The 20,923-nt window shown below is 67.4% G+C and carries 17 protein-coding genes and 2 pseudogenes; 4 read left to right on the top strand and 15 right to left on the bottom strand.

The window, feature by feature from the left end; all coding sequences use genetic code 11:
- Positions 1–273, top strand: a pseudogene (locus tag ID132_RS06735) (IS481 family transposase); the annotation flags it as partial.
- 287 nt (positions 274–560) lie between these two features.
- Here the strand turns inward: ID132_RS06735 and ID132_RS06730 are convergent.
- From ID132_RS06730 to ID132_RS06680, 11 genes are all read right to left on the bottom strand, one after another.
- Entirely contained in the window at positions 561–1,304 is a 744-nt protein-coding gene (locus ID132_RS06730; protein WP_193128178.1) for a sulfite exporter TauE/SafE family protein, read from the bottom strand.
- 54 nt (positions 1,305–1,358) lie between these two features.
- Positions 1,359–1,799, bottom strand: coding sequence for a ribosome silencing factor (rsfS, locus tag ID132_RS06725; protein ID WP_193128171.1), 441 nt, complete (start codon positions 1,797–1,799; stop codon positions 1,359–1,361).
- Between the two features lie 23 nt (positions 1,800–1,822).
- Positions 1,823–2,452 carry a nicotinate-nucleotide adenylyltransferase gene (gene nadD, locus ID132_RS06720; protein ID WP_125107131.1) on the bottom strand — a complete coding sequence of 210 codons (630 nt, stop codon included), beginning with the start codon at positions 2,450–2,452 and terminating at the stop codon, positions 1,823–1,825.
- A gap of 12 nt (positions 2,453–2,464) precedes the next feature.
- A complete protein-coding gene (locus tag ID132_RS06715; RefSeq protein ID WP_193128170.1) occupies positions 2,465–2,800 on the bottom strand; it encodes a hypothetical protein in 336 nt (111 codons plus the stop codon).
- Between the two features lie 10 nt (positions 2,801–2,810).
- A complete protein-coding gene (gene obgE, locus ID132_RS06710; protein WP_193128169.1) occupies positions 2,811–4,343 on the bottom strand; it encodes a GTPase ObgE in 1,533 nt (510 codons plus the stop codon).
- 140 nt (positions 4,344–4,483) lie between these two features.
- Positions 4,484–4,741: a 50S ribosomal protein L27 gene (gene rpmA / locus ID132_RS06705; RefSeq protein ID WP_125107128.1), complete on the bottom strand. Its 258-nt coding sequence runs from the start codon at positions 4,739–4,741 to the stop codon at positions 4,484–4,486.
- Between the two features lie 20 nt (positions 4,742–4,761).
- On the bottom strand, positions 4,762–5,070 hold the full coding sequence (gene rplU, locus ID132_RS06700; protein WP_193128168.1) for a 50S ribosomal protein L21: 309 nt from the start codon (positions 5,068–5,070) through the stop codon (positions 4,762–4,764).
- Positions 5,071–5,264: 194 nt separating this feature from the next.
- Positions 5,265–8,399, bottom strand: a complete 3,135-nt coding sequence (locus tag ID132_RS06695) for an Rne/Rng family ribonuclease (RefSeq protein ID WP_193128167.1) — start codon at positions 8,397–8,399, stop codon at positions 5,265–5,267.
- Between the two features lie 374 nt (positions 8,400–8,773).
- A complete protein-coding gene (locus ID132_RS06690; protein ID WP_193128166.1) occupies positions 8,774–9,409 on the bottom strand; it encodes a cyclase family protein in 636 nt (211 codons plus the stop codon).
- A gap of 98 nt (positions 9,410–9,507) precedes the next feature.
- The gene (locus ID132_RS06685; protein WP_125107124.1) at positions 9,508–10,875 is read right to left on the bottom strand and encodes a purine-cytosine permease family protein; all 1,368 of its coding nucleotides are present in this window, start codon (positions 10,873–10,875) and stop codon (positions 9,508–9,510) included.
- Positions 10,872–11,297 carry a nuclear transport factor 2 family protein gene (locus tag ID132_RS06680; protein WP_193128165.1) on the bottom strand — a complete coding sequence of 142 codons (426 nt, stop codon included), beginning with the start codon at positions 11,295–11,297 and terminating at the stop codon, positions 10,872–10,874. The genes ID132_RS06685 and ID132_RS06680 overlap by 4 nt, the downstream gene beginning before the upstream one ends.
- Positions 11,298–11,457: 160 nt before the next feature.
- Between ID132_RS06680 and ID132_RS06675 the strand changes: the two genes are divergently transcribed.
- The 3 genes from ID132_RS06675 to ID132_RS06665 all read left to right on the top strand — a co-directional run bounded on the left by ID132_RS06675 (position 11,458) and on the right by ID132_RS06665 (position 14,124).
- Positions 11,458–12,036, top strand: a complete 579-nt coding sequence (locus tag ID132_RS06675) for a helix-turn-helix domain-containing protein (protein ID WP_125107122.1) — start codon at positions 11,458–11,460, stop codon at positions 12,034–12,036.
- A 99-nt stretch (positions 12,037–12,135) separates the two neighbouring features.
- Entirely contained in the window at positions 12,136–13,101 is a 966-nt protein-coding gene (gene speB, locus ID132_RS06670; RefSeq protein WP_125107121.1) for an agmatinase, read from the top strand.
- Positions 13,102–13,275: 174 nt separating this feature from the next.
- Entirely contained in the window at positions 13,276–14,124 is an 849-nt protein-coding gene (locus tag ID132_RS06665) for a type IV toxin-antitoxin system AbiEi family antitoxin domain-containing protein (protein ID WP_125107120.1), read from the top strand.
- A gap of 341 nt (positions 14,125–14,465) precedes the next feature.
- On the opposite strand, the gene ndk is transcribed toward ID132_RS06665, so the two are convergent.
- The 4 genes and pseudogenes from ndk to ileS form a co-directional block, all read right to left on the bottom strand.
- Positions 14,466–14,879 carry a nucleoside-diphosphate kinase gene (gene ndk / locus ID132_RS06660; RefSeq protein ID WP_125107119.1) on the bottom strand — a complete coding sequence of 138 codons (414 nt, stop codon included), beginning with the start codon at positions 14,877–14,879 and terminating at the stop codon, positions 14,466–14,468.
- A gap of 39 nt (positions 14,880–14,918) precedes the next feature.
- Entirely contained in the window at positions 14,919–15,362 is a 444-nt protein-coding gene (locus tag ID132_RS06655; RefSeq protein WP_164509761.1) for a DUF4233 domain-containing protein, read from the bottom strand.
- A gap of 2 nt (positions 15,363–15,364) precedes the next feature.
- On the bottom strand, positions 15,365–16,975 hold the full coding sequence (locus ID132_RS06650; protein ID WP_193128164.1) for a bifunctional folylpolyglutamate synthase/dihydrofolate synthase: 1,611 nt from the start codon (positions 16,973–16,975) through the stop codon (positions 15,365–15,367).
- Positions 16,972–20,300, bottom strand: a pseudogene (gene ileS / locus ID132_RS06645) (isoleucine--tRNA ligase). The gene ID132_RS06650 and the pseudogene ileS overlap by 4 nt, the downstream one beginning before the upstream one ends.
- Positions 20,301–20,923 lie beyond the last annotated feature (623 nt).

Raw genomic sequence — 20,923 nt, 5'->3', positions numbered from 1 at the left:
TCAAGGCCTCAGCAGACCCAAGCCAGCCCGAGCACCAACCCAAGGACCGCAGAGTGGCGATCCCGGACCGACATCGTCGACCAATACGGCAAAGTCACACTCCGCTACGCCGGCAAGATCCGACACCTCGGCATCGGCAACGCCCACAACGGCACCCCCGTGCTCATGCTCATCCACGACCGCGACGTCGTCGTCAGCAACAGCAACACCGGAGAGACCATCGGTGAGTTCACCATCGACCCCGACAAGAACTACCAACGCAAGAAGCCGTGACGACTACGTCAACGATGACGCGACTCACCAACCCCACGTCAACCGTCAACACCCAAGGCAACAAAAAAGTCCTGAGCCGCGACTAGTTCGTAAACTATGTCGCGACTCAGGACAATGNAGGGGATTCGAACCCCTGACCCCCTGCATGCCATGCAGGTGCGCTACCAGCTGCGCCATAGGCCCAATTTGGGGCTTCCCGCTGGGGAAGCAACTCAACGACTATAGCCCAGATCTGAACGCGCGCGCAAGTTGAGCGCGTCCGGAGAGCCCAGCCCCGGGCATCCGCCCTACTTCTTCGACTGCGAGCGCACGTCCCAGATCATGCGAATCGCCACGAGCACGAGGAACACCGAGAACGTCACGTTCGCGGCGAACGGCGACAGCACGGTCGAGAGCCACACGCTNAACGGGGTCACGACGCCCGCGGCGACGCCGAGGGTCAGCGCGCCAACCGTGTCGACGTTGCGGTGGCGGATGTTCGCCACGGTGCCCGACAACCCGGTCGCGATGATCATGAGCAGCGACGTGCCCTTCGCAACGAGGTCGCTCGCGCCGAAGAGCACGACGAGCGCGGGCACGACGATCACTCCCCCGCCAATGCCGAGCAGGCCACCGGCGATGCCGGCCACGAGGCCGACGAGCACGATGAGCGCACCGCTGAGCAGGTCGACGTGCACCTCGGCATCGCGCGACGGCACAACCAAAAACAACGTGACGATGACGATCACCAAGAAGCAGATGAACACGATCTGCACGATGCGCTTCTCAAGCCGCTTGAGCAGCCACGCGCCGATCGGCGCGCCGACGATCGACCCCGCCGCGAGCAACAGCGCGAGCAGATAGTCGACGTCGCCGCGCAGGCCGTAGCTCACGACGCCGACGACGGCGGGAATCACGATCGCGAGCAGCGAGGTGCCCGACGCGATCTTGTGGTCATAGGCGAGCAGGTACACGAGCGCCGGCACGATGATGATGCCGCCGCCCACGCCAAACAGGCCCGACGCGATGCCGACGGCCACGCCGATGAGCATGAGGCCGAGCCAGTTCCGCTTCGCGGGAAGAGAGGGTGTCGTCACCCTGCGATGTTACTCCGGCGCCTGGTCGGCGTCGGGCTCGTCGTCGACTTCGGCTTCGGATGCGCTCGCCGCGGCAGCCTCAGCGGCCTCCGCCAGCCCGAGCGGCACGACCGGCGCATCCCGCCAGAGTCGCTCCAGCGAGTAGTACTCGCGCTCTTCCTCGTGGAACACGTGCACGACGAGGTCGCCGAAGTCGAGCAGCACCCAGCGACCGAGCTCGGTGCCCTCCTTGCGCAGCGACTTCACGCCGAAGTCCTCGCGCAGCTTGTCTTCGATCTCTTCGGCGATTGAGAGCACCATGCGCTCGTTGCGGCCGGAGGCGACGAGAAACACGTCGGCGTACGGCAGCGTCTCGCTCACGTCGAGGCCGATCTGCTCGGTGGCCTGACGCTCGTCGGCGGCCAGTGCGGCCGCCTTGGTCAATGCGATGGCGTTCTCAGAAGCGGTCATAGATCAAGGCTCCAACCCGGCAGCTAAATGCTGCGCTGTTCATCCGGCCGATAGAGCCGGTTCTTGGTGATGTATTGCACGATGCCGTCTGGCACGAGGTACCAGACCTGGGCGCCGGCGCGCACGCGGGCGCGACAGTCGGTCGACGAAATGGCGAGCGCGGGAATCTCGAGCACCGAGACATTCTCGAGCGACAGGCCCGCGAGGTCGAGCTCGTGGCCGGGTCGCGTGACGGCGACGAAGTGCGCGAGCGCGAACATCTCGTCGGCGTCTTTCCACTCGAGAATCTGCGTCACGGCGTCGGCACCCGTGATGAAGAAGAGCTCGGCCTCGGGCATGAGGCGGTGAAAGTCGCGCAGCGTGTCGATGGTGTAGGTCGGCCCCGGGCGGTCGATGTCGACGCGGCTCGTCTTGAAGCGCGGGTTCGACGCGGTCGCGATCACCGTCATGAGGTAACGATGCTCGGCCGGCGAGACGCCGTCTTTCATGTACGGGTTGCCCGTCGGAACGAAGAACACCTCATCGAGGTCGAAGTGCTGCGCAACTTCGCTGCCCGCGACGAGGTGACCGTGGTGAATCGGGTCGAAGGTACCACCCATAATGCCGACGCGGTGTCGTCGGCGCTGGGCGGGCTCGAATTCGTTCGGCGTCACGCCAGTGGTTCGCTAGTGATCTTGGTGCCGCTGTGCAGCACGCTGCTCACCCTGCGAGCGGCCGATCTGGTCGCGGACGAGTGCGTCTTCGTGGCCGGGCACAGCTCGCGCACCCTCGTGGGCGCCTTCGGCAATCGGATGACCCGGGTGACCGATGGGCTCATAGACGTAGACCGTCGGGTTCTCGGGGTGGCTCGCGGCCATGTTGCGGAACGAGAACGCCACAAGGGCGCAGACCAGCAGAATCACGAGGGCGATGATGCCGAACACGATCGGGGGAAACCACATCTCGCCCGGGTGGACGATCATTTCACCGGCCGACTGGATGACTGCGGGAAGCTCGAACATACCCACCATCCTAGCGCGAGTTCTCAGCCGATTCGGCCGCTTCGTCGTCGCCGTTCCAGATGCCAGCCTTGCGTTCGTCCTCAAGCTGCTCGCGGGCGGCCGACTTGGCGTCCATCCAGCGGTAGTAGTCCTCGCGGCGCTCCTTCGTGGTGCGACGCGTGCGCTCTTCGAAGCGGATGTCCGAGCCGCGCGCCGTCATCACCTCGGCGGCCGACGAAAGTGTCGGCTCCCAGTCGAAGATCATGCCGTCGCCAGGGCCAATCACCACGGTCGACCCGGCCTGCGCGCCCTTCGCGACCAGGGCATCCTCGAGGCCAAGCTTCGCGAGGCGATCGGCGAGGTAGCCGACGGCCTCGTCGTTCGCGAAATCGGTCTGCGCCACCCAGCGCTCGGGCTTGCGGCCGAGGATGCGGTAAATGTCACCCCAGGTGCCACCCTCGACGCGAATCGTGTAGTCCTTCTCGTCGACTGCCTTCGGTCGAATGACGATGCGTTCGCGCTGCTCGGTCTGCTCGGCACGCGCGGCGCGAGCCTGCTCGACGATGTCGCCGAGCGCGAAGCCGAGCTCGCGCAGGCCCTCGTGCGAAACGGTCGACACGAGGAACACCTTGTAGCCGCGCGCCTCGAGATCGGGGCGGATGAACTCGGCCAGCTCGCGCCCATCCGGCACGTCGATCTTGTTCAGCGCGACGATGGCGGGCCGCTGCGTGAGCGGCGTCTGCCCCTCGGGCACCTCGTAGGCGTCGAGCTCGGCAAGGATGATGTCGAGGTCGCTGAGCGGGTCGCGGCCCGGCTCGAGCGTGGCGCAGTCGAGCACGTGCAGCAGCGCCTCGCAGCGCTCGACGTGGCGCAGGAACTCGAGGCCGAGGCCACGGCCCTCGCTCGCGCCCTCGATGAGGCCCGGCACATCGGCCATCGTGAAGCGGCTGTTGCCGGTCTCGATAACGCCGAGGTTCGGGTGCAGCGTGGTGAACGGGTAGTCGGCGATCTTCGGTTTCGCGGCGCTCATCGCGGCGATGAGCGAGCTCTTGCCGGCGCTCGGGTAGCCCACGAGCGCGACGTCGGCGACGGTCTTGAGTTCGAGCACGAGCTCGGTCGTCTCGCCCGGCGTGCCGAGCAGCGCGAAGCCCGGGGCCTTACGCTTCGAGTTCGCGAGCGAGTTGTTGCCGAGGCCACCGAGGCCGCCCTCGGCCGCGACCAGGCGCATCCCAGGCGTGTCGAGGTCGACGATCACCTCGCCGTCGGTGTCGCGCACGACGGTGCCAACGGGCACGGGCAGCTCGAGATCGCCGCCCTTCGTGCCGTTGCGGTAGTCGCCCATGCCGAAGCCGCCCGAGTCGCTGCGCTGGTGCGGCGTGTGGTGGTAGGTGAGCAGCGTGGTCACATCGGGGTCGGCGACGAGCACGATGTCGCCACCGTCACCTCCGTTGCCACCGTCAGGGCCAGCGAGCGGCTTGAACTTTTCGCGGCGAATCGACATGCAGCCATTGCCGCCGTCGCCAGCGCGCAGGTACAGACGTACCTCATCGACGAACGTTGCCATGAGTGCTCCTTCGTTCCCGTTCCATTGTGCCGCCCCGCGTGGCGCCCGTGTTCAGGCCACGTGCGGCGCGGCAATGAAAAAAGGGGCGGAGAGTGTCCGCCCCTTTTTCAAAGTGTGCCGGTTTGCCGGCTCACAGCGCCTTACTCGGCAGCTGCGACGATGTTCACGACCTTGCGCATGCCCTTGGCGCCGAACTCGACCTTGCCGCCCGCGAGAGCGAACAGGGTGTCGTCGCCGCCACGGCCGACGTTGACGCCGGGGTGGAACTTGGTGCCGCGCTGGCGGACGAGGATCTCACCGGCGTTGACTTCCTGACCAGCGAAGCGCTTCACACCGAGACGCTGAGCGTTGGAGTCGCGGCCGTTCTTGGACGAGCTTGCGCCCTTCTTGTGTGCCATTTCAGTATGCTCCTGACGACTTACTTAATGTCGGTGATCTTGACCGTGGTGAGCTCCTGGCGGTGGCCCTGGCGCTTCTTGTAACCGGTCTTGTTCTTGTACTTCATGATGCGGATCTTCGGGCCGCGGAGGTTTTCAACAACCTCGGCCGAGACCGTCACCTTTGCGAGCTTGTCAGCGTCGCTGGTGATGTTGTCACCGTCGACGAGCAGCACGGCGGGAAGAATAACCTTGCCCTTGTCGTCTGCGACGACGCGGTTCATCGTAACGATCGAGCCAACCTCGACCTTTTCCTGCCGGCCACCGGCGCGCACTACTGCGAATACCACTTCAGCTACCTTTTCTTTGTGCTCGGCGACCGAAGTCGCTTCGCGAACGATTTGCGTGACGTGCCGGTGCACGTACCCTGACGCTCTCACTGCGCGGCCGACGCCGCGTCGCTCGAAGAGCGTGCAACAGCGACCTACTTTAGTCGATTCTTCGGGTGAGCGTCAACCCTCGGAGTCGACCCGCTCGCGGGGAACTACTCCCCCGCGATCGGGCCCGTCGTGATGCGCCGACGGCGCTTCGGCGAGCTGGTCTTCGGCGCCTCGGCGGCCGGGGCCGGCTCGGCGCTTGCCCGCGGGGCGGCCTGTGGCTGCTCCTTGGGCTGGCTGCTCGACTCGTTCGGCTCGGCGGTGCCGGCGAGCGAGTCGAGGGCGGCGTCGAGGGATTCGAGGCTCAGCGACGCGTCGACCTGCGGCTCGGCCTTCGGCGCCGGCTGCTTCGCCTCGGGCAGCTCGATCGAGAGCGCCGACTCGCGGCGCGCCTCGCTGCTCGAGGCATCGGCCGTGACCGTGCCGGTGCTCACGCGGCGGCGGCGCGGCTTGGATGCGCGGGGTGCCTCCTCGGCCTTCGTCGCGTCCTGCGCGGGCTGAGCCGTCGTGGTTGCGGCGCGGTCGTTGGCGCTGCGGTCGTTGGCGTTGCGATCGCTGTTTGCGCGGTCGCTAGTGTTGCGGTCGCTGGCCGAACGGTCGTTACCGTTGCGGTCGCTGCCCGACGCATCCTGCTGGATCGAATCGCGGCTGTCGCGGGCATCGCGACTGTCGCGCGCATCCTGCTGACCGTCGGCCTGCTCGGCGTTCGAGTTCTGCGACTCGTCGCCCTGCTGCTCGGCGTTGCGGTTGCGACCGCGGCCGCCGCGGCGCGAGCGCCGCGAACGACGGCCCTCACCGTTCGAGTCGTTGTCGTTCGACGCCTCGCCACCGGCCGCGAGCACATCGGCAGCGGGCTTGCCCGACGCTGCCGCGGCAGCCGCATCCGCGAGCTTCTCGGCCGCCTCGCGCACCGCCTCGTCGTCCTTCGCCGACACCATGGTCGACGCGGCGATCTTCGTCAGCGCGTTGCGGGCGTCATCGGTGATCTCGTGGGTGCCGCCGCCGTTCGAACCGCTCTGCGTCTGGTTCTGGTTCTGGTTCTGGTTTTGGCCCTGGTTTTGGTTGCGACCGTTGTCGTTCTGGCCCTTGTTGTTGCCGCGGCGCGACTGCGAGCGGCCCTTCGACTGGTTGCTGTTGCCGCCGCCGTGGTTGACCGGGTGCGAGTGCACGACGACGCCGCGGCCGGCGCAGGCAGCACAGGGCTCCGAGAAGGTCTCGAGCAGGCCAAGGCCGATCTTCTTGCGGGTCATCTGCACGAGGCCGAGGCTCGTGACCTCGGCGACCTGGTGCTTCGTGCGGTCGCGCGAGAGGCCCTCGACGAGGCGGCGGTGGACGAGGTCGCGGTTCGTTTCGAGCACCATGTCGATGAAGTCGATGACGATGATGCCGCCGATGTCGCGCAGGCGCAGCTGGCGAATGATCTCTTCGGCCGCCTCGAGGTTGTTCTTCGTGACGGTCTCTTCGAGGTTGCCACCCGAGCCGACGAACTTGCCGGTGTTGACGTCGATGACCGTCATCGCCTCGGTGCGGTCGATGACGAGCGAACCACCCGACGGCAGCCAGACCTTGCGGCTGAGCGCCTTGTCGATCATGTCGTTGACCTTGTACTCAACGAAGATGTCGTCGCCGGTGTACTTCTCGACGCGCTCGAGCAGGTCGGGGGCGACCTGACCGAGGTAGGTCTTGATCGTCTCGAGCTCGGAGTTGCCCTGGATGATCAGCTGGTGGAAGTCCTCGTTGAAGACGTCGCGGATGATCTTGATGAGCATGTCGGGCTCGGCGTGGAGCGTCTTCGGGCCCTTGCCTGCCGAGGCGACCTGCTTCTGGATGTCTTCCCACTGGCGCGTGAGGCGCTCAACGTCGCGCTGCAGCTGCTCCTCGGTCGCGCCCTCGGCGGCGGTGCGCACGATGACGCCAACGCCGTCCGGCAGCACCTCCTTGAGGATCTTCTTGAGGCGCGTGCGCTCGGTCTCGGGCAGCTTGCGGCTGATGCCGTTGAGCGTGTTGCCAGGCACGTACACGAGGTAGCGGCCGGGCAGCGAGATCTGGCTGGTCAGGCGGGCACCCTTGTGTCCGACAGGGTCTTTCGTGACCTGCACGAGCACCTTGTCGCCCGGCTTGAGGGCATTCTCGATCTTGCGGGCCGTATTCGGGCCAAGCTTCGCGGCGCTCCAGTCAACCTCGCCCGAGTAGAGCACGGCGTTGCGGGCCTCGCCGATGTCGACGAACGCGGCCTCCATGCTCGGCAGCACGTTCTGCACGCGACCGAGGTAGACGTTGCCAATGAGCGAGACGTCTTCGTTGCGGGCAACGTAGTGCTCGACCAGAATGTTGTCCTCGAGCACGCCGATCTGCACGCGACCGTCCTTGGCGCGCACGAGCATCTTGCGGTCGACCGACTCGCGGCGGGCCTGGAATTCGCTCTCGGTGACGACGGTGCGGCGGCGGCCGAGCTCGCGGCTTTCGCGGCGGCGGGCGCGCTTCGCGGCGAGGCGCGTCGAGCCCTTAACGGCCTGCGGCTCGTCGATGACCTCGGCGTCGGTGTCGTCGTCAAAGTCGCTCGAGTCGCGGCCAGAGTCGCGGCTGCGGTCGCGGTCGCGCTCACGGCGCTGGGGTTCGCGCTGCTCGCGCTCCTGCTCGTCACCGCGGCGGCCGCGGCGCGAGGTGCGGCGGCGGTTGTTGCTGTTGCTCTCGTTGTCGTCGCCGTCCTCGTCGTTCGCGTCGTCGCGCTGCTGCGGCTCGCGCGGCTCGTTGCGGCTGCTGCGGGGGGCCTCGGACAGCGGCGGCAAGTCGGGCGCAAGGAAGAAGAGGGTGCGCTGCGTGATGACCTCGGGAATGCGCGGGTGGCGCTCGTCCTCTGGCTTCGCGTCGTCGGTCTTCGCGGCGTCGTCAGCCTTGTCGGNGTCGGCCTTCGCGCTGTCGTCAGCAACTGCGGCCGCGTCGTCACTCTCTGCGACGTCAGCCTTTGCAGGGTCTGTGCTGTCGGCGTTGCTGGCCTCAGTCGAGTCGGCGGCCTCGGTCGCCGCCGCGTCGGCGTCGCCCTTGGCGTCGTCCGAAGTCACGTCGGCTGCAGTTCTGCCCTCGTTTGACTCGGCGTTGGCCGCGGGCTGCGACTCTGTGTCGGTCGATGCCGCGTCGACAGCATCGCTCGTCGACTCAGCCTGCGGCTGAGCGGCGTCGTCGATCTGGTTCGCTTCGTCGTTGGAGGTATTGGAATCGTTGTTGTGGTTGTCCACCGTCACTGGGGTGCTCCTGCTGTCGCCGACCAGTCGCTGGCGCGATTCCTGGTCGGAACTGTGTCTTGGCCGCGGTCAGCCCGCGGGAAATCTGTCGTCGTGGGTACGGCGTGCCGCTGGTGCGGCGGGAGCGGTTGCTCCGAAAGTCTCAGTACGCTTTCGCGCACTCTGACAGTATCGCACGGTGCGCCCCCGACCTGCTCGGTCAGTGACCCCGAACGCGCCACTTTGTCGGTACCCATTTGTACCGCTACGGCAGGACTGCTGCACGCACAGACCAATCCGGATCAGGTGACGTAATCGGGTCGATTTCAACGCGGAACGCGGAGGTTCCCGCGCAAAACACNCCAAAATCTCGCCGTTCGTCCAATAAGTCAGCCTTACCCCGCGTCGACGTAGGCCCGAATCGGGCTGCCGTCGCCGGCGTCGAGTCGCAGCGGCACCCCCGCGAAGCGCACGCGCGACGGCAGCCCCGTCAGCCCGCGCAGGTTCTCAATAATGAGCCGGTCGCTGCCCAGCACAAGCCGATGCACCTCGAGTTCGCCGCCGTCGCTCGGGTCCGGGTTGAGCGTGTCCATGCCGAGCACGTGCATGCCGGCCCCGATCAGCGCACGGCACGCGTCGGCGCCGAGCGTCGGGTGGGCGAAGTACGAGGCCTCGCCCCAGTGCGCGTCCCACCCCGTCGCGAGCAGCACGATGCGCGCGCCGCCGAGCCCGGCATCCAACAGCGGCGCGAGCCGCTCGACGGTGATCACCTCGCCGGCCGCGAGCCCGGGCAGCTGCAGCACGGCCGCCTCGCCGACGATCTCGTCGAGCGCGACCTGGTCAATCGTGCGGCCGCCGGCGATCGAGTGGGCCGGCGCATCCACATGCGTGCCGCTGTGGCTGCCGAGCTCGAGCCGGGCGACCGCGAAGCCGTCGCGTTCGAGCTCGGCGGCGGGCCGCACCGTGACCTCGGGGTCGCCGGGGAACACCGACATGCCGGTGCCGATCGGGTGCGAAAGGTCGATCAACATGGGGTCACGCTACCTCGGTGTCTTCGGTGAACCTGCCGCTCCCCCGGCGGAACGAATTCCGCGCGAGGAAGCGGTCAGGGTGGCCATGAACTTCGCGGCTACGCCGCCTCGGCGAGGTGCTGCGAGCGCGCACCCGCCTCGGCACGAATGCCGGTCGCCTTCACCCAGACGAAGTAGACGAGCGCCGACACGAGCACCGTCGGCAGCGCCGCGCCAATCGGCGAGAGCCATACGAACGCGAGCACCCAGTAGGTGGCGCCGCCGACGACCCAGGTGAGGATCGCGCCGATGTTCCAACCGCCGGCGAACCAGTACTTGCCGCCGCTGTGCCGCAGAATGTCGCGGTCGTAGACGCCGCGGCGCGCGACGTAGTAGTCGATGATCATCACGGCGAACACTGGAATGAACAGCGCGCCGATCGTCGAAAGGAACGTCGTGAACTGGTCGAGCAGGCCGAGCCAGGTCGAGCCGATGACCGACACGATGCCGAGCCCGAGCGCGGTCGGCACGAACGGCAGCGGCTTCTTTAGCGGGAACGCGTGCTGCAGCGACAGCGTCATGCCGAACACGACCATGGTGTTCGTCGCCATCACCGAGAGGAACATGACGATCGCGAGGGGCGCGCCGAACGCGTCGATGACGACGGTCGGGTCGAAGGGGATCGCCTCGTTGCCCTCAAGCAGCACATACGAGATCGCGACGGCGCCGAGCAGCATTGCGAGCACGGTCGAGAGCGTGTAGCCGATGGCCGCACCGGTCGCGCCGGCGCGCGGGGTGCGCGCAGTACGGGTGAGGTCGGCCGAGAGCACCGTCCACGAGATCGCGGTGGCGAACACGATGTCGAAGACGCTGAGGCCGGTCATGCCGAGCTCGGCGTCAGCCTGAATCGCGAGGTAGTCGCTGAGCGAGTGCTGCCCGAACGCTGAGATGAAGACGTAGGCCATGAAACCGAGGATCACGATGCCGAGCCACGGCTCGATCTTCGCGATGCCCGCGTGCCCGAAGATCGCGAGCAGCACAACGACAACCTCGCAGAGGGCGGCGAAGAGCGCGGGGTTGGTGAAGCCGGTCCAGCTAAAGATGAGGTAGTCGAGCGAGATGCCGGCGAGCATCGCCTGCACCCACGACCATCCCATGAGAATCACGAGGTTCGACAGGGCCGGCACGATCGAGCCGCGCAGGCCGAACGAGCCCTTCGTGAGCGCCATCGTCGACAGGCCGGTGCGCACGCCCATCGTCGCAATGAGCGTGAGCACGCACGCGCCGAGCACGGTGCCGACGACGATCCAGAGCGCCGACTCGGCGAACGTCACACCCGGCACGAAGAGCGTGCCGGTGAGCAGCGTCGTGACGACGAGGTTCGCGGCGAGCCAGATAAGCAGGATGCGCCCGCCGCCGAGCGTGCCGCGGACCGGACCCTCGGCTTGGGTCGCGTCGGCCGATTCGGTGTTGACGTCGTGGCTCACGCTGCGGCCTCGCTTACCTCGGACGCCTCGTCGATCGTCGAGAGGTGCTCGTGAATGGCGATGAGTTCGCCATCGCGGCGCGTGAAGACGATGGTCTCGCGCTCTTTGTACGTTTCGGTCTCGTCGCCGGTGCGCGAGGTGGTCTCGAGCTCGTGCACGAAGATGCCGCCCTCGGGGATGAGCTGGATGTGCGTCACGAGGCTGTGGCACTCGATGACCTCNCAGCCCTCGGCGCGCAGCTCGCGCCAGCCCTGCTGCCACTCGTCGCGCGCGGTGTGGATCTCGCCGTCGGTGTGGAACGCGAACGAGCAATCGGGCGCGAAGCGCGCGAAGTAGTCGGCCTCGTCGTTCGCGGCGTAGGCGGCGACGATCGCCTGCGCGGCCGCCGCGATGTCGTCGACGGTGATGGTGGGGTTCGTCATTGAGTCCTCCGGGAGGTGATCGCCGAACGAGCGGCGGTTGCGCTCCGCACGCAACTTTCTACGATTATGCAATCTTTGTTTTCTATAGTGCAACCTACGTGGCGCGGCTCGTGTGCGCGCGCTGGTGGATACTGGAATCCACCCAACGGAAGGACCATCGATGCGCGGCGTCACCCCCATGGCCGAATCCCAGGCGGCTCGGATCGGTGCCAAGCTGCGCGCAGCGCGCCGCGCCCAGGGACTCACGCTCGCCGAGGTCGCGAGCGGCACCGGCCTATCCAAGGGGTACATCTCGCGCGTCGAGCGCGACGAAACCTCGCCCAGTGTCGCGACACTCCACTCGCTCTGCCAGGTGCTCTCAGTGACGATCGGCAGTCTCTTCGACGAGCCCGACACTGCAGTCGTGCACCTCGACTCGGCACCGCACATCAACCTCGGCGGCTTCGGCGCACGCGAGCAGATGGTCACACCGCGCGGCCAGTCGGCCGTGCAGGTCATCCACTCGACGATCGAGGCCGGCGCCGACGGCGGCGACGAGCTCTACACGATCAACTGCGACGTCGAGGTGCTCCACGTCATCTCGGGCTCGCTGGAGTTGCGCCTCAGCACCGGCTCGATCCACCTCAAGGCAACCGACACGGTCACCTTCCACGGCGCCGAACCGCACAGCTGGCACTGCGACGAAGCGACCCGCGTCATGTGGATCCTCATCCCGGCCCCGTGGAGTAACGGCCGCTAACCCTCGCTCAGCCAAGTCGGATGCTCGAGACTTGCGCGGGCCGTGCACCGCGCGTAGTTTCGCAATAGACAACTTTTGTAATCTGACGGTGAGGTTGAGATGCGTCCCGAGTACGTGCAATTTGAGAGCGGCAAGCTGGGCCCCGCCGACGCGAGCAAGTCGCCGCGATTCGCCGACATTGCGACGTTCGCGCGCCTCCCCCGGCTCGAAGATGTCGAGTCGGCCGATGTGATCGTCGTCGGCATTCCCTTCGACAGCGGCGTGAGCTACCGCCCCGGCACCCGCTTCGGCCCGTCGCACGTACGCGAGGCGTCACGCCTGCTGCGCCCCTACAACCCGGCCGTCGACATCGCGCCGTTCAACGAGGTGCAGGTCGTCGACGCCGGCGACATCCCCGTCAACCCCTTCGACATCACCGAGGCCGTCGCCGAGATGGAAGCCGGCGCCGACCAGCTGCGCGCCGACGGTGCCCGCCTCGTCGTCATCGGCGGCGACCACACCCTCGCGCTGCCGATGCTGCGCTCGGTCGCGAAGCAGCACGGCCCCGTCGCGGTCGTGCACTTCGACGCGCACCTCGACACCTGGGACACCTACTTCGGCGCGCCCGTGACGCACGGCACGCCGTTCCGCCGCGCATCCGAAGAGGGCCTGATCGACCTCGAGGCGAGCCTGCACGTCGGCACGCGCGGCCCGCTCTACAGCAAGCAGGATCTCCGCGACGACGAGCGCCTCGGTTTCGCGATTATCTCGAGCGATGAGATCGAGAACGAGGGCGTGCCTGCGGCGATCGAGCGGATGCGCACCCGCCTCGGCGACCGTCCCGTCTACCTCTCGGTCGACATCGATGTGCTCGACCCGGCGCACGCGCCCGGCACCGGCACGCCCGAGGCCGGTGGCATGACGAGCCGCGAGCTACTGCGGATGATTCGCCAGTTCTCGGACTTCAACCTCGTCGGCGCCGACGTCGTCGAGGTCTCGCCGCCCTACGACCACGCGCAGATCACCGCCGTGAGCGCCTCGCACGTCGCCTACGAAATCGTCAGCGCGATGGCCGCCCGCCCGTAGCGCGCCAGCTCCCTCAGACTGTGGCCCTCGTCTCCCCGGAGACGAGGGCCACACTGCTTTCCACCCTTGACGCGTGTGTACAACGGACTTCCGGCGTCGCTGTGGATACTTGGCCGTCCACAGTTGGGCTCCACCACTCAACGTTTGCGTGACCGCACCGGGCAGGCTGCCGCCATGCACGACGATCTCGACGCCTACCTCAATCGCAACCACCAGGTCATCACGACCGAGGAGCTCCACGACCTCGGCTATGACCGGCATGCCATCGGCAAGTTCGTCGCGACCGGCCGACTCAAGAAGCAACAGCGCGGCTGGTATCGCCTGCCGACCACTCCCCTCACGATGTTTGGCCGTGCCCGGATCGCCGGCGGCGCCGTCACTTGCCTCAGCGCACTGCAGCACCTCGGCTTCTGGACACCAGAGTTCAGCGAGCTACACCTGCGGGTGGGCGCCTACGGGCTCGGCGACACGTGGCACCACCTGCCCTCGCTCAGCCTCCCCGATGATGCGCTCGACAGTCACGAGGGAATCCTGTTGTGTGCCCAAGACTGCTGCGAGCTCGACGAACTCGTGGCGATCCTCGACGAGATGGCCAGGCGCGAACTCGACGTCACGTCGCTTAACGAACACCCGCTGGCCAAGGAGAAGCTGCAGCGCGCCATCGCGTTGTCGGGGCATCGCGCCGACTCGGCGCTCGAGTCGCTCGTGCGAGTGCGGCTTGACCAACTCGGCATCAAGCACCGTCGGCATGTGAAGGTGGGTGTGTTCGAGCTCGACTTTCTCATCGGCGACTACCTCGCCGTCGAGTGCGACGGCTTCGCCTACCACTCGAATCAGGCCGACGTAATCCGCGACCGCAAGAAGGACCGCTACTTCGAGTCGCTCGGCTACTCGATGCTGCGGTTCACGTACTGGGACATCATCGAGCGCTGGGACGAGTGCGCGTCGCAGATCCTCGCGATGGTGCGCGCTGAGCGACACCGCTACCCGTCGTCTCGCCGAGTCGCCCCCTTCGCCGTCTAACCCAAAAGTCTGTCGAGACGAAGCTCACGTATCGACGCGGGTCGACACGCGTAGCGCGCAAGGCAACGAAGAGCGACGCGCGGAGTTGTTGGGTCGAATTATCGTGTGTTCTGGCGCGCCACTGCGAAGAACTGCGGCCTCGCGGGGCCGGTGACCTCGGGAAACANNNCCAAAATCTCGGCGTTCGTCCAAGAATCTGCTCCGCACCCGACCCAAGCAGCCCGATTTGCGGCTCAAACGCCCCCACTTGGTGACCGCGCCAGAACACCACTGGCCGCTTCGGAAACGCGAATGGTCGCGCCGGGGATCCGGCGCGACCATGAGCGTTGGTGCGAGCAGCGTTACTTGAACCAGATGCCGAGCTCGCGGTCGGCCGAGAGGGTCGAGTCCGAGCCGTGCACGATGTTCTCGATGACGGCCTTGCCCCAGTCGCGACCGAGGTCGCCGCGGATGGTGCCGGGCGCGGCAGTCGTCGGGTTGGTGGCGCCGGCGAGCGAGCGGAAGCCCTCAACGACGCCGTTGCCCTCGACGCGCACGGCGACGGTCGGGCCCGACATCATGAACTCGACGAGCGGCTCGAAGAACGGCTTGCCCACGTGCTCCTCGTAGTGCTCGGTGAGCAACTCGCGGGTGGCGCTCACGTAGCGGAGGTCGGTGACGACGTAGCCCTTGCGCTCAATGCGGGCGATCACCTCGCCGATGAGGTTGCGGCGAACGCCATCGGGCTTCACGAGAACGAGGGTCTGTTCGGTCATTCCTGCTCCTATTCGTTGCAGCGGATATCGCTGTCGACGTTAGTCGGTGGTGGTTGCGGCGCGCGGGGCGCCAGTGTCGTCAAGCGGGGCGCCGGTTTCGTCAATCTCGCCCGCCGCGAGGGCGCGTTCGAACTCGGCGATGATGGGCGCGCGCTCGGCGTCGATCTTGCCGCCGCGGAACATGCAGAACAGCCAGACGGCCAAGAACAGCCCGCCGACGATGAACACGATCGAGTCGAGGAACCCGCCGAGGGTGAGCAAAACCTGCAGCCCGAGCACGTACCAGCGACCCCAGTTGAACCGCAAGAAATACACGCCGGCCACAAACGCGAGCACGAACACTGCCCCGCCACCAAGCGCGGTGCCGGCGGGCAGCGCGCGCAGCCCGAACAGCGCGAGGGCGACGAGCGCGACCGAGATCACCTCGAACGCAATGAGAATCGAGCCGAGCTGCTCGGTGACGGTGCGATACCTTCGCGCCACGCCTACTCCCCCGCGTCTTCCGGCGGCAACTTCCAGCCGCCCTCGTGCGCGAGCGCGTACGCCTCGCCGATGAGCGTGATCGAGCCGGTCACGAGCACGCCGGCCGACTGTGGGAGACCGTGGTCGTCCTCGCCGAGCTCGAACGTGGCGGCCTCGGCACGGGCCTGCAGCAGCGCATCCTCAGAGCGGTCGATGACGCGCACCTGCTTCTGCTCGGCGAGCTCCTCGCCCAGCACGTCGCGCACCATTTCGGCGAGGTCGTAGGCGTCGATCGCGCGCGGCGAGTCGGACTGCGTCACGATGATGCGGTCGGCGATCGTCGCGAGCGGGCGCACGATGCCCTCGACGTTCTTGTCTTCGAGCACTGCGAGCACGAGCGTGAGCTGGTCGAACGCGTACGTCTCGGTGACGGCCTGCGCGAGGTGCGCGGCGCCGTGCGGGTTGTGCGCGGCATCAACAATGACGGCCGGGGATGCGCCAACCAGCTCGAGCCGGCCGGGCGAGAGCGCCTCGGCGATGCCGGCCTCGACGTTCTCGGCGAGCAGCTCGCGCTCGCCGCCGAAGAACGCCTCGACCGCCGCGAGCGCGAGCGCCGCGTTGTGGGCCTGGTAGTCGCCCGCAATCGCGAGCGGCAGGTCGTCGTACTGCCCAGAGAGGCCCCGCACCGAGATGAGTCGGCCGCCGACTGCCATGTGATCGGCGGTGACGGCGAAGTCGGTCGGCTCGACGAAAAGCTTGGCCTCGAGCCGCTCGGCTGCCGCGGCGATTTCGGCGGCGGCCTCGGCGGGCTGCGCGGCCGACACGACCGAGGCGCCGGGCTTGATAATGCCCGACTTCGTGCGCGCGATCTCGGCGACGGTCGAGCCAAGCCGGCCGACGTGGTCGAGCGAGATCGGCGTGAACACCGAGACCGCACCGTCGGCGACGTTCGTCGAGTCCCACTCGCCGCCCATGCCGACCTCGACGACGGCGACGTCGACCGGCGCATCCGCGAAGCACGCGAACGCGAGCACGGTGAGTGCCTCGAAGAACGTCAGCCGAACCTCGCCGGCCTCCTCGAGCTCGGCGTCGACGATCGCGAGGAACGGCTCGATGTCGCGCCAGTTCGCGACGAGTCGCTCGTCGGCGATCGGCGCACCGTCGATACCGATGCGCTCATTGAGCCGCACGAGGTGCGGGCTCGTGAGAATACCGGTACGCAGTCCGTGGGCGCGCAGCAGCGACTCGGTGATACGCGCGGTCGACGACTTGCCGTTCGTGCCGGTGATATGAATCATCGGCCACGCGCGGTGAATGTCGCCGAGCAACTCGCACGCGCGCCGCGTGGGCGCGAGCCGCGGCTGCGGCTGGCCTTCGCCGACGCGCTCCATGAGCTCGTCGAACACGGCATCGGCTTCCTCGCGCCAGTCGGTCTGCTCGAGGCGGCGGCGCTCCTCGGCCTCGCGGTCGCTGAGGCGCACCTCCTCGGCGGCAAAGTCGTCGGCGAAGTCGGTGTCGAAGTCGAGGCCGTCGTCGAACGGCGCCCCGCCGAGCAGCTTCGCGATGTCTTCGGCGGTCAGTTCTTCTTCGGGGAGGTTGTCGTCGGACTCGTCGCGATTGCGGTCATCGCTCATGCCTTCTCCAGTTCAATCTCGAGGGCGCCGTAGCTGTGCGCCACGGATGCGCGCGCCGGGTCGGGCGCGGCGCCGCCCGTGATCTCCAGGCTAGTGGCGAGCGTCTCGCCCGCGAGCAGATCGCGGTTCGCCTCGAGCGAAGCCACCGACGCGTCGTCGGCGCGCAGGCGCAGGCGGATGCGGTCGCTCACCTCGAGCCCGGCGGCCTTGCGGGCATCCTGCACCGCGCGCACGGCGTCGCGGGCCGTACCCTCGGCCGCGAGCTCGCCGGTCACTTCGGCGTCGAGCACGAGGATGCCGCCGTTCGGCAGCAGCCCAAGGACGTCGGTACCCTGCGAGTCGGCGACCTGGAGGTCGACCTCGTACTCGTTCGGCTCGAGCGCGATGCCGCCGGCGACGACGTTGCCCGCGTCATCCTGCTGCCAGTCACCCGACTTCGAGCCCTTGATGGCCTGCTGCACGAGCTTGCCGATGCGGGGTCCTGCGGCGCGCGCGTTCACGCGCAGCACGCGCGAGACGCCGTAGGCAGCAGCGGCCTCGTCGGTGCGTGGCTGCAGCAGCACCTCGCGCACGTTGAGTTCGTCGGCGACGATCGACGCAAAGCCCTCGAGCTCGCCCGCGCGCTCGGTGAGCACGGTGAGGCGGTGCAGCGGCAGGCGCACGCGCAGCTGGTGCTGCTTGCGCAGGGCCTGGCCGGCCGAGACGATCTCGCGCACCGCATCCATCGACGACACGAGCTCGACGTCGGCGGGGAACGACTCGGCGTCGGGCCAGTCTTCGAGGTGTACCGATCGGCCGCCGGTGAGCCCCTGCCAGATCGTCTCGGTGACGAACGGCGCGAGCGGCGCGGCGACGCGGCAGAGCGTTTCGAGCACGGTGTAGAGCGTGTCNAAGGCGTCGCGGTTCGCCTCGCCGTTGTCGCCTTCGAGTCCCTCCCAGAAGCGGTCGCGCGAGCGGCGCACGTACCAGTTCGTGAGCACCTCGGCGAAGTCGCGCAGGCGCTGGGTGGCGTTCGAGGCGTCGAGCTCGTCGAGGTCGGCCTGCACGCCACGCATCGTCTCGCCGAGCTTCGCAAGGATGTACCGGTCGAGCACGTGCGCCGAGTCGGTGCGCCACTGCGCCTCGTACCCCGGCGCATCCGGCCCGTTCGCGGTGTTCGCGTAGGTGGTGAAGAAGTAGTAGGTCGACCACAGCGGCAGCAGGAACTGGCGCGTCGACTCGCGGATGCCCTCTTCGCTCACGATGAGGTTGCCGCCGCGCAGCACCGAACTCGACATGAGGAACCAGCGCATCGCGTCGGAGCCGTCGCGGTCGAATACCTCGTTCACGTCGGGGTAGTTGCGCAGCGACTTCGACATCTTGCGGCCGTCCGAGCCAAGCACGATGCCGTGCGAGATGACGTTCGAGAACGCCGGGCGGTCGAACAGCGCGGTCGAGAGCACGTGCATCATGTAGAACCAGCCGCGTGTCTGCCCGATGTACTCGACGATGAAGTCGGCGGGCGAGTGCGTGTCGAACCAGGGCCCGTTCTCGAACGGGTAGTGCACCTGCGCGAACGGCATCGAGCCCGAGTCGAACCACACGTCGAGCACATCGGGGATGCGGCGCATCATCGACTTGCCGGTCGGGTCGTCGGGGTTCGGGCGCACGAGCTCGTCGATCGCGGGGCGGTGCAGGTCGGTCGGCCGCACCNCCGAAGTCGCGCTCGAGCTCGTCGAGCGAGCCGTACACGTCGACGCGCGGGTAGTTGTCGTCGTCGCTCTTCCACACCGGAATTGGCGAACCCCAGTAGCGGTTGCGCGAGATCGACCAGTCGCGGGCGCCCTGCAGCCACTTGCCGAACTGGCCATGCTTCACGTTCTCGGGCACCCAGGTGATGTCTTCGTTGAGCTCGACCATGCGGTCGCGGAACTCGGTGACCCGCACGAACCAGCTCGAGACGGCCTTGTAGATGAGCGGCTGCTTGCAGCGCCAGCAGTGCGGGTACGAGTGCACGTACGACTTCTGCTGCACGAGCCGGCCGCGCGCCTTGAGCTCCTGCACGAGCGGCTTGTTCGCGTCCTGCCAGTTCAGGCCGGCGACGAGCGGCACGTCGGCGAGGAACTTGCCGCCCGCGTCGAGCGAGAGGATGGTCGGGATGCCCGCGGCGTCGTTGAGCCGCTTGTCGTCCTCACCGTAGGCGGGCGCCTGGTGCACGATGCCCGTACCGTCGCTCGTCGTGACGTAGTCGTCGACGAGGAACTGCCAGGCCCGCTCGGTGCCCCACTTCGCGGTGTCGGTGTAGAAGTCGAACAGCGGCTCGTAGGTGACGCCGGCGAGATCGCGGCCGGATATCATCCACGGATCGAGCATCTCGGAAGCCAGTTCGGGGTCAATGCCCTGGTCAACGAGATCCTTGTAACCGACGCGTTCGGACGCTGCGGCCATCGCATCCTCAGCGCTCTCGTAGCCGAGTTCCTTGAGGTAGGCAGGGATGCGCGCCTCGGCGAGCAGGTAGGTGGCGGTGCCGTCGGCCTTCGGCACAACGACATAGTCGATTTCGGGGCCGACCGCGAGCGAAAGGTTCGTCGGGAGGGTCCACGGCGTCGTCGTCCACGCGAGCGCCGCAACGCCCNAGGCCGAGCTCGGATGCGCGGGCGCCGGTGAGCGGGAACGACACGGTGACCGTGTTGTCCTGGCGATCCTGGTAGACGTCGTCGTCCATGCGCAGCTCGTGGTTCGACAGCGGCGTCTCGTCGTTCCAGCAGTACGGCAGCACGCGGAAGCCCTCGTAGGCGAGGCCCTTGTCGTAGAGCTGCTTGAACGCCCAGATCACCGACTCCATGTAGGTGATGTTCAGCGTCTTGTAGCCGTTCTCGAAGTCGACCCAGCGGCCTTGACGCTCGACGTAGTCCTGCCACTCCTGCGTGTAGCGCAGCACCGATTCGCGCGCCTCGCGGTTGAACTCCGCGACGCCCATCTCTTCGATCTCGTCCTTCGTTGTGATGCCGAGCTGCTTCATGGCCTCGAGCTCGGCGGGCAACCCGTGGGTGTCCCAGCCGAAGACGCGGTTGACCTGCTTGCCGCGCATCGTGTTGTAGCGCGGGAAGACGTCCTTCGCGTAGCCCGTGAGCAGATGCCCGTAGTGTGGCAGGCCGTTCGCAAACGGCGGGCCGTCATAGAACACCCACTCCTCGGCACCCTCGCGCTGATCAATCGACGCCTGGAAGGTGTTGTCGCTGCCCCAGAACTTGAGCACCTGCTGCTCGAGGTTCGGGAACGAGGGCGAAGCGGGCACATCGGCGCCGAACGCCGAGGCGGAGGACTTGGGGTACGTCGCGCTCATATGGGTGGTCTCCTGCAGATGACTGGTTTGCCAGGCCCAGGGGCGCTTTCGCGCGGTACCACCCCGATTGCAGCGTGCGCTGCCACTTCGTTACGGCTGTTTCGGGCCTACCCGTTCGGTTCTACTTGGCCGCGGGCGGCCGTTCTTCCGAAGACTCCCCGTTGATGGCGGATCATCGTCACTGCCGCCAAGTCTAGCGGCCGGCGGGCGGCCGCCGCTACCAGGACTCGTCGCCCCAGACGAACGATTCCTCGGGCAGCGGGTCGCCGATCGTGATCGCGTTCGGCGCATCCGCATCGACCTGGTAGCCGACCTGGCCGAAGCGCTCGACGAGCCAGTCCGGCGCGGTGAGGGCGAGCGGCGTCGACTGGGGCAGCCCCGCCAGGGTGAGGAAGTCGACGTCGAGCGTCGCCCGCTCGGGCGCGACGCCGGCAAAGTTCACGTCGACCGACGCCGCCGAGGCCGTGAGCGAGCGAATCTCGCCGCGTGCGCTGAACGTCGCGGTCGGTCCAGCGAGCTCGAGGGTGTCGATGTCGCCCCGCACGTCGGCCCAGCCGGGGCCGGTGACCGTGACGCTCACTCGCTCGGCGTCGGTGTTGAGCCAGAGGTTGGCGTCGTCGGAG

This window comes from Gulosibacter sediminis (assembly GCF_014904065.1).
GTDB lineage: Bacteria > Actinomycetota > Actinomycetes > Actinomycetales > Microbacteriaceae > Gulosibacter > Gulosibacter sediminis.
Note: the sequence above shows the minus strand (reverse complement) of the source record. Positions and strands in the feature narration are given on the sequence as shown.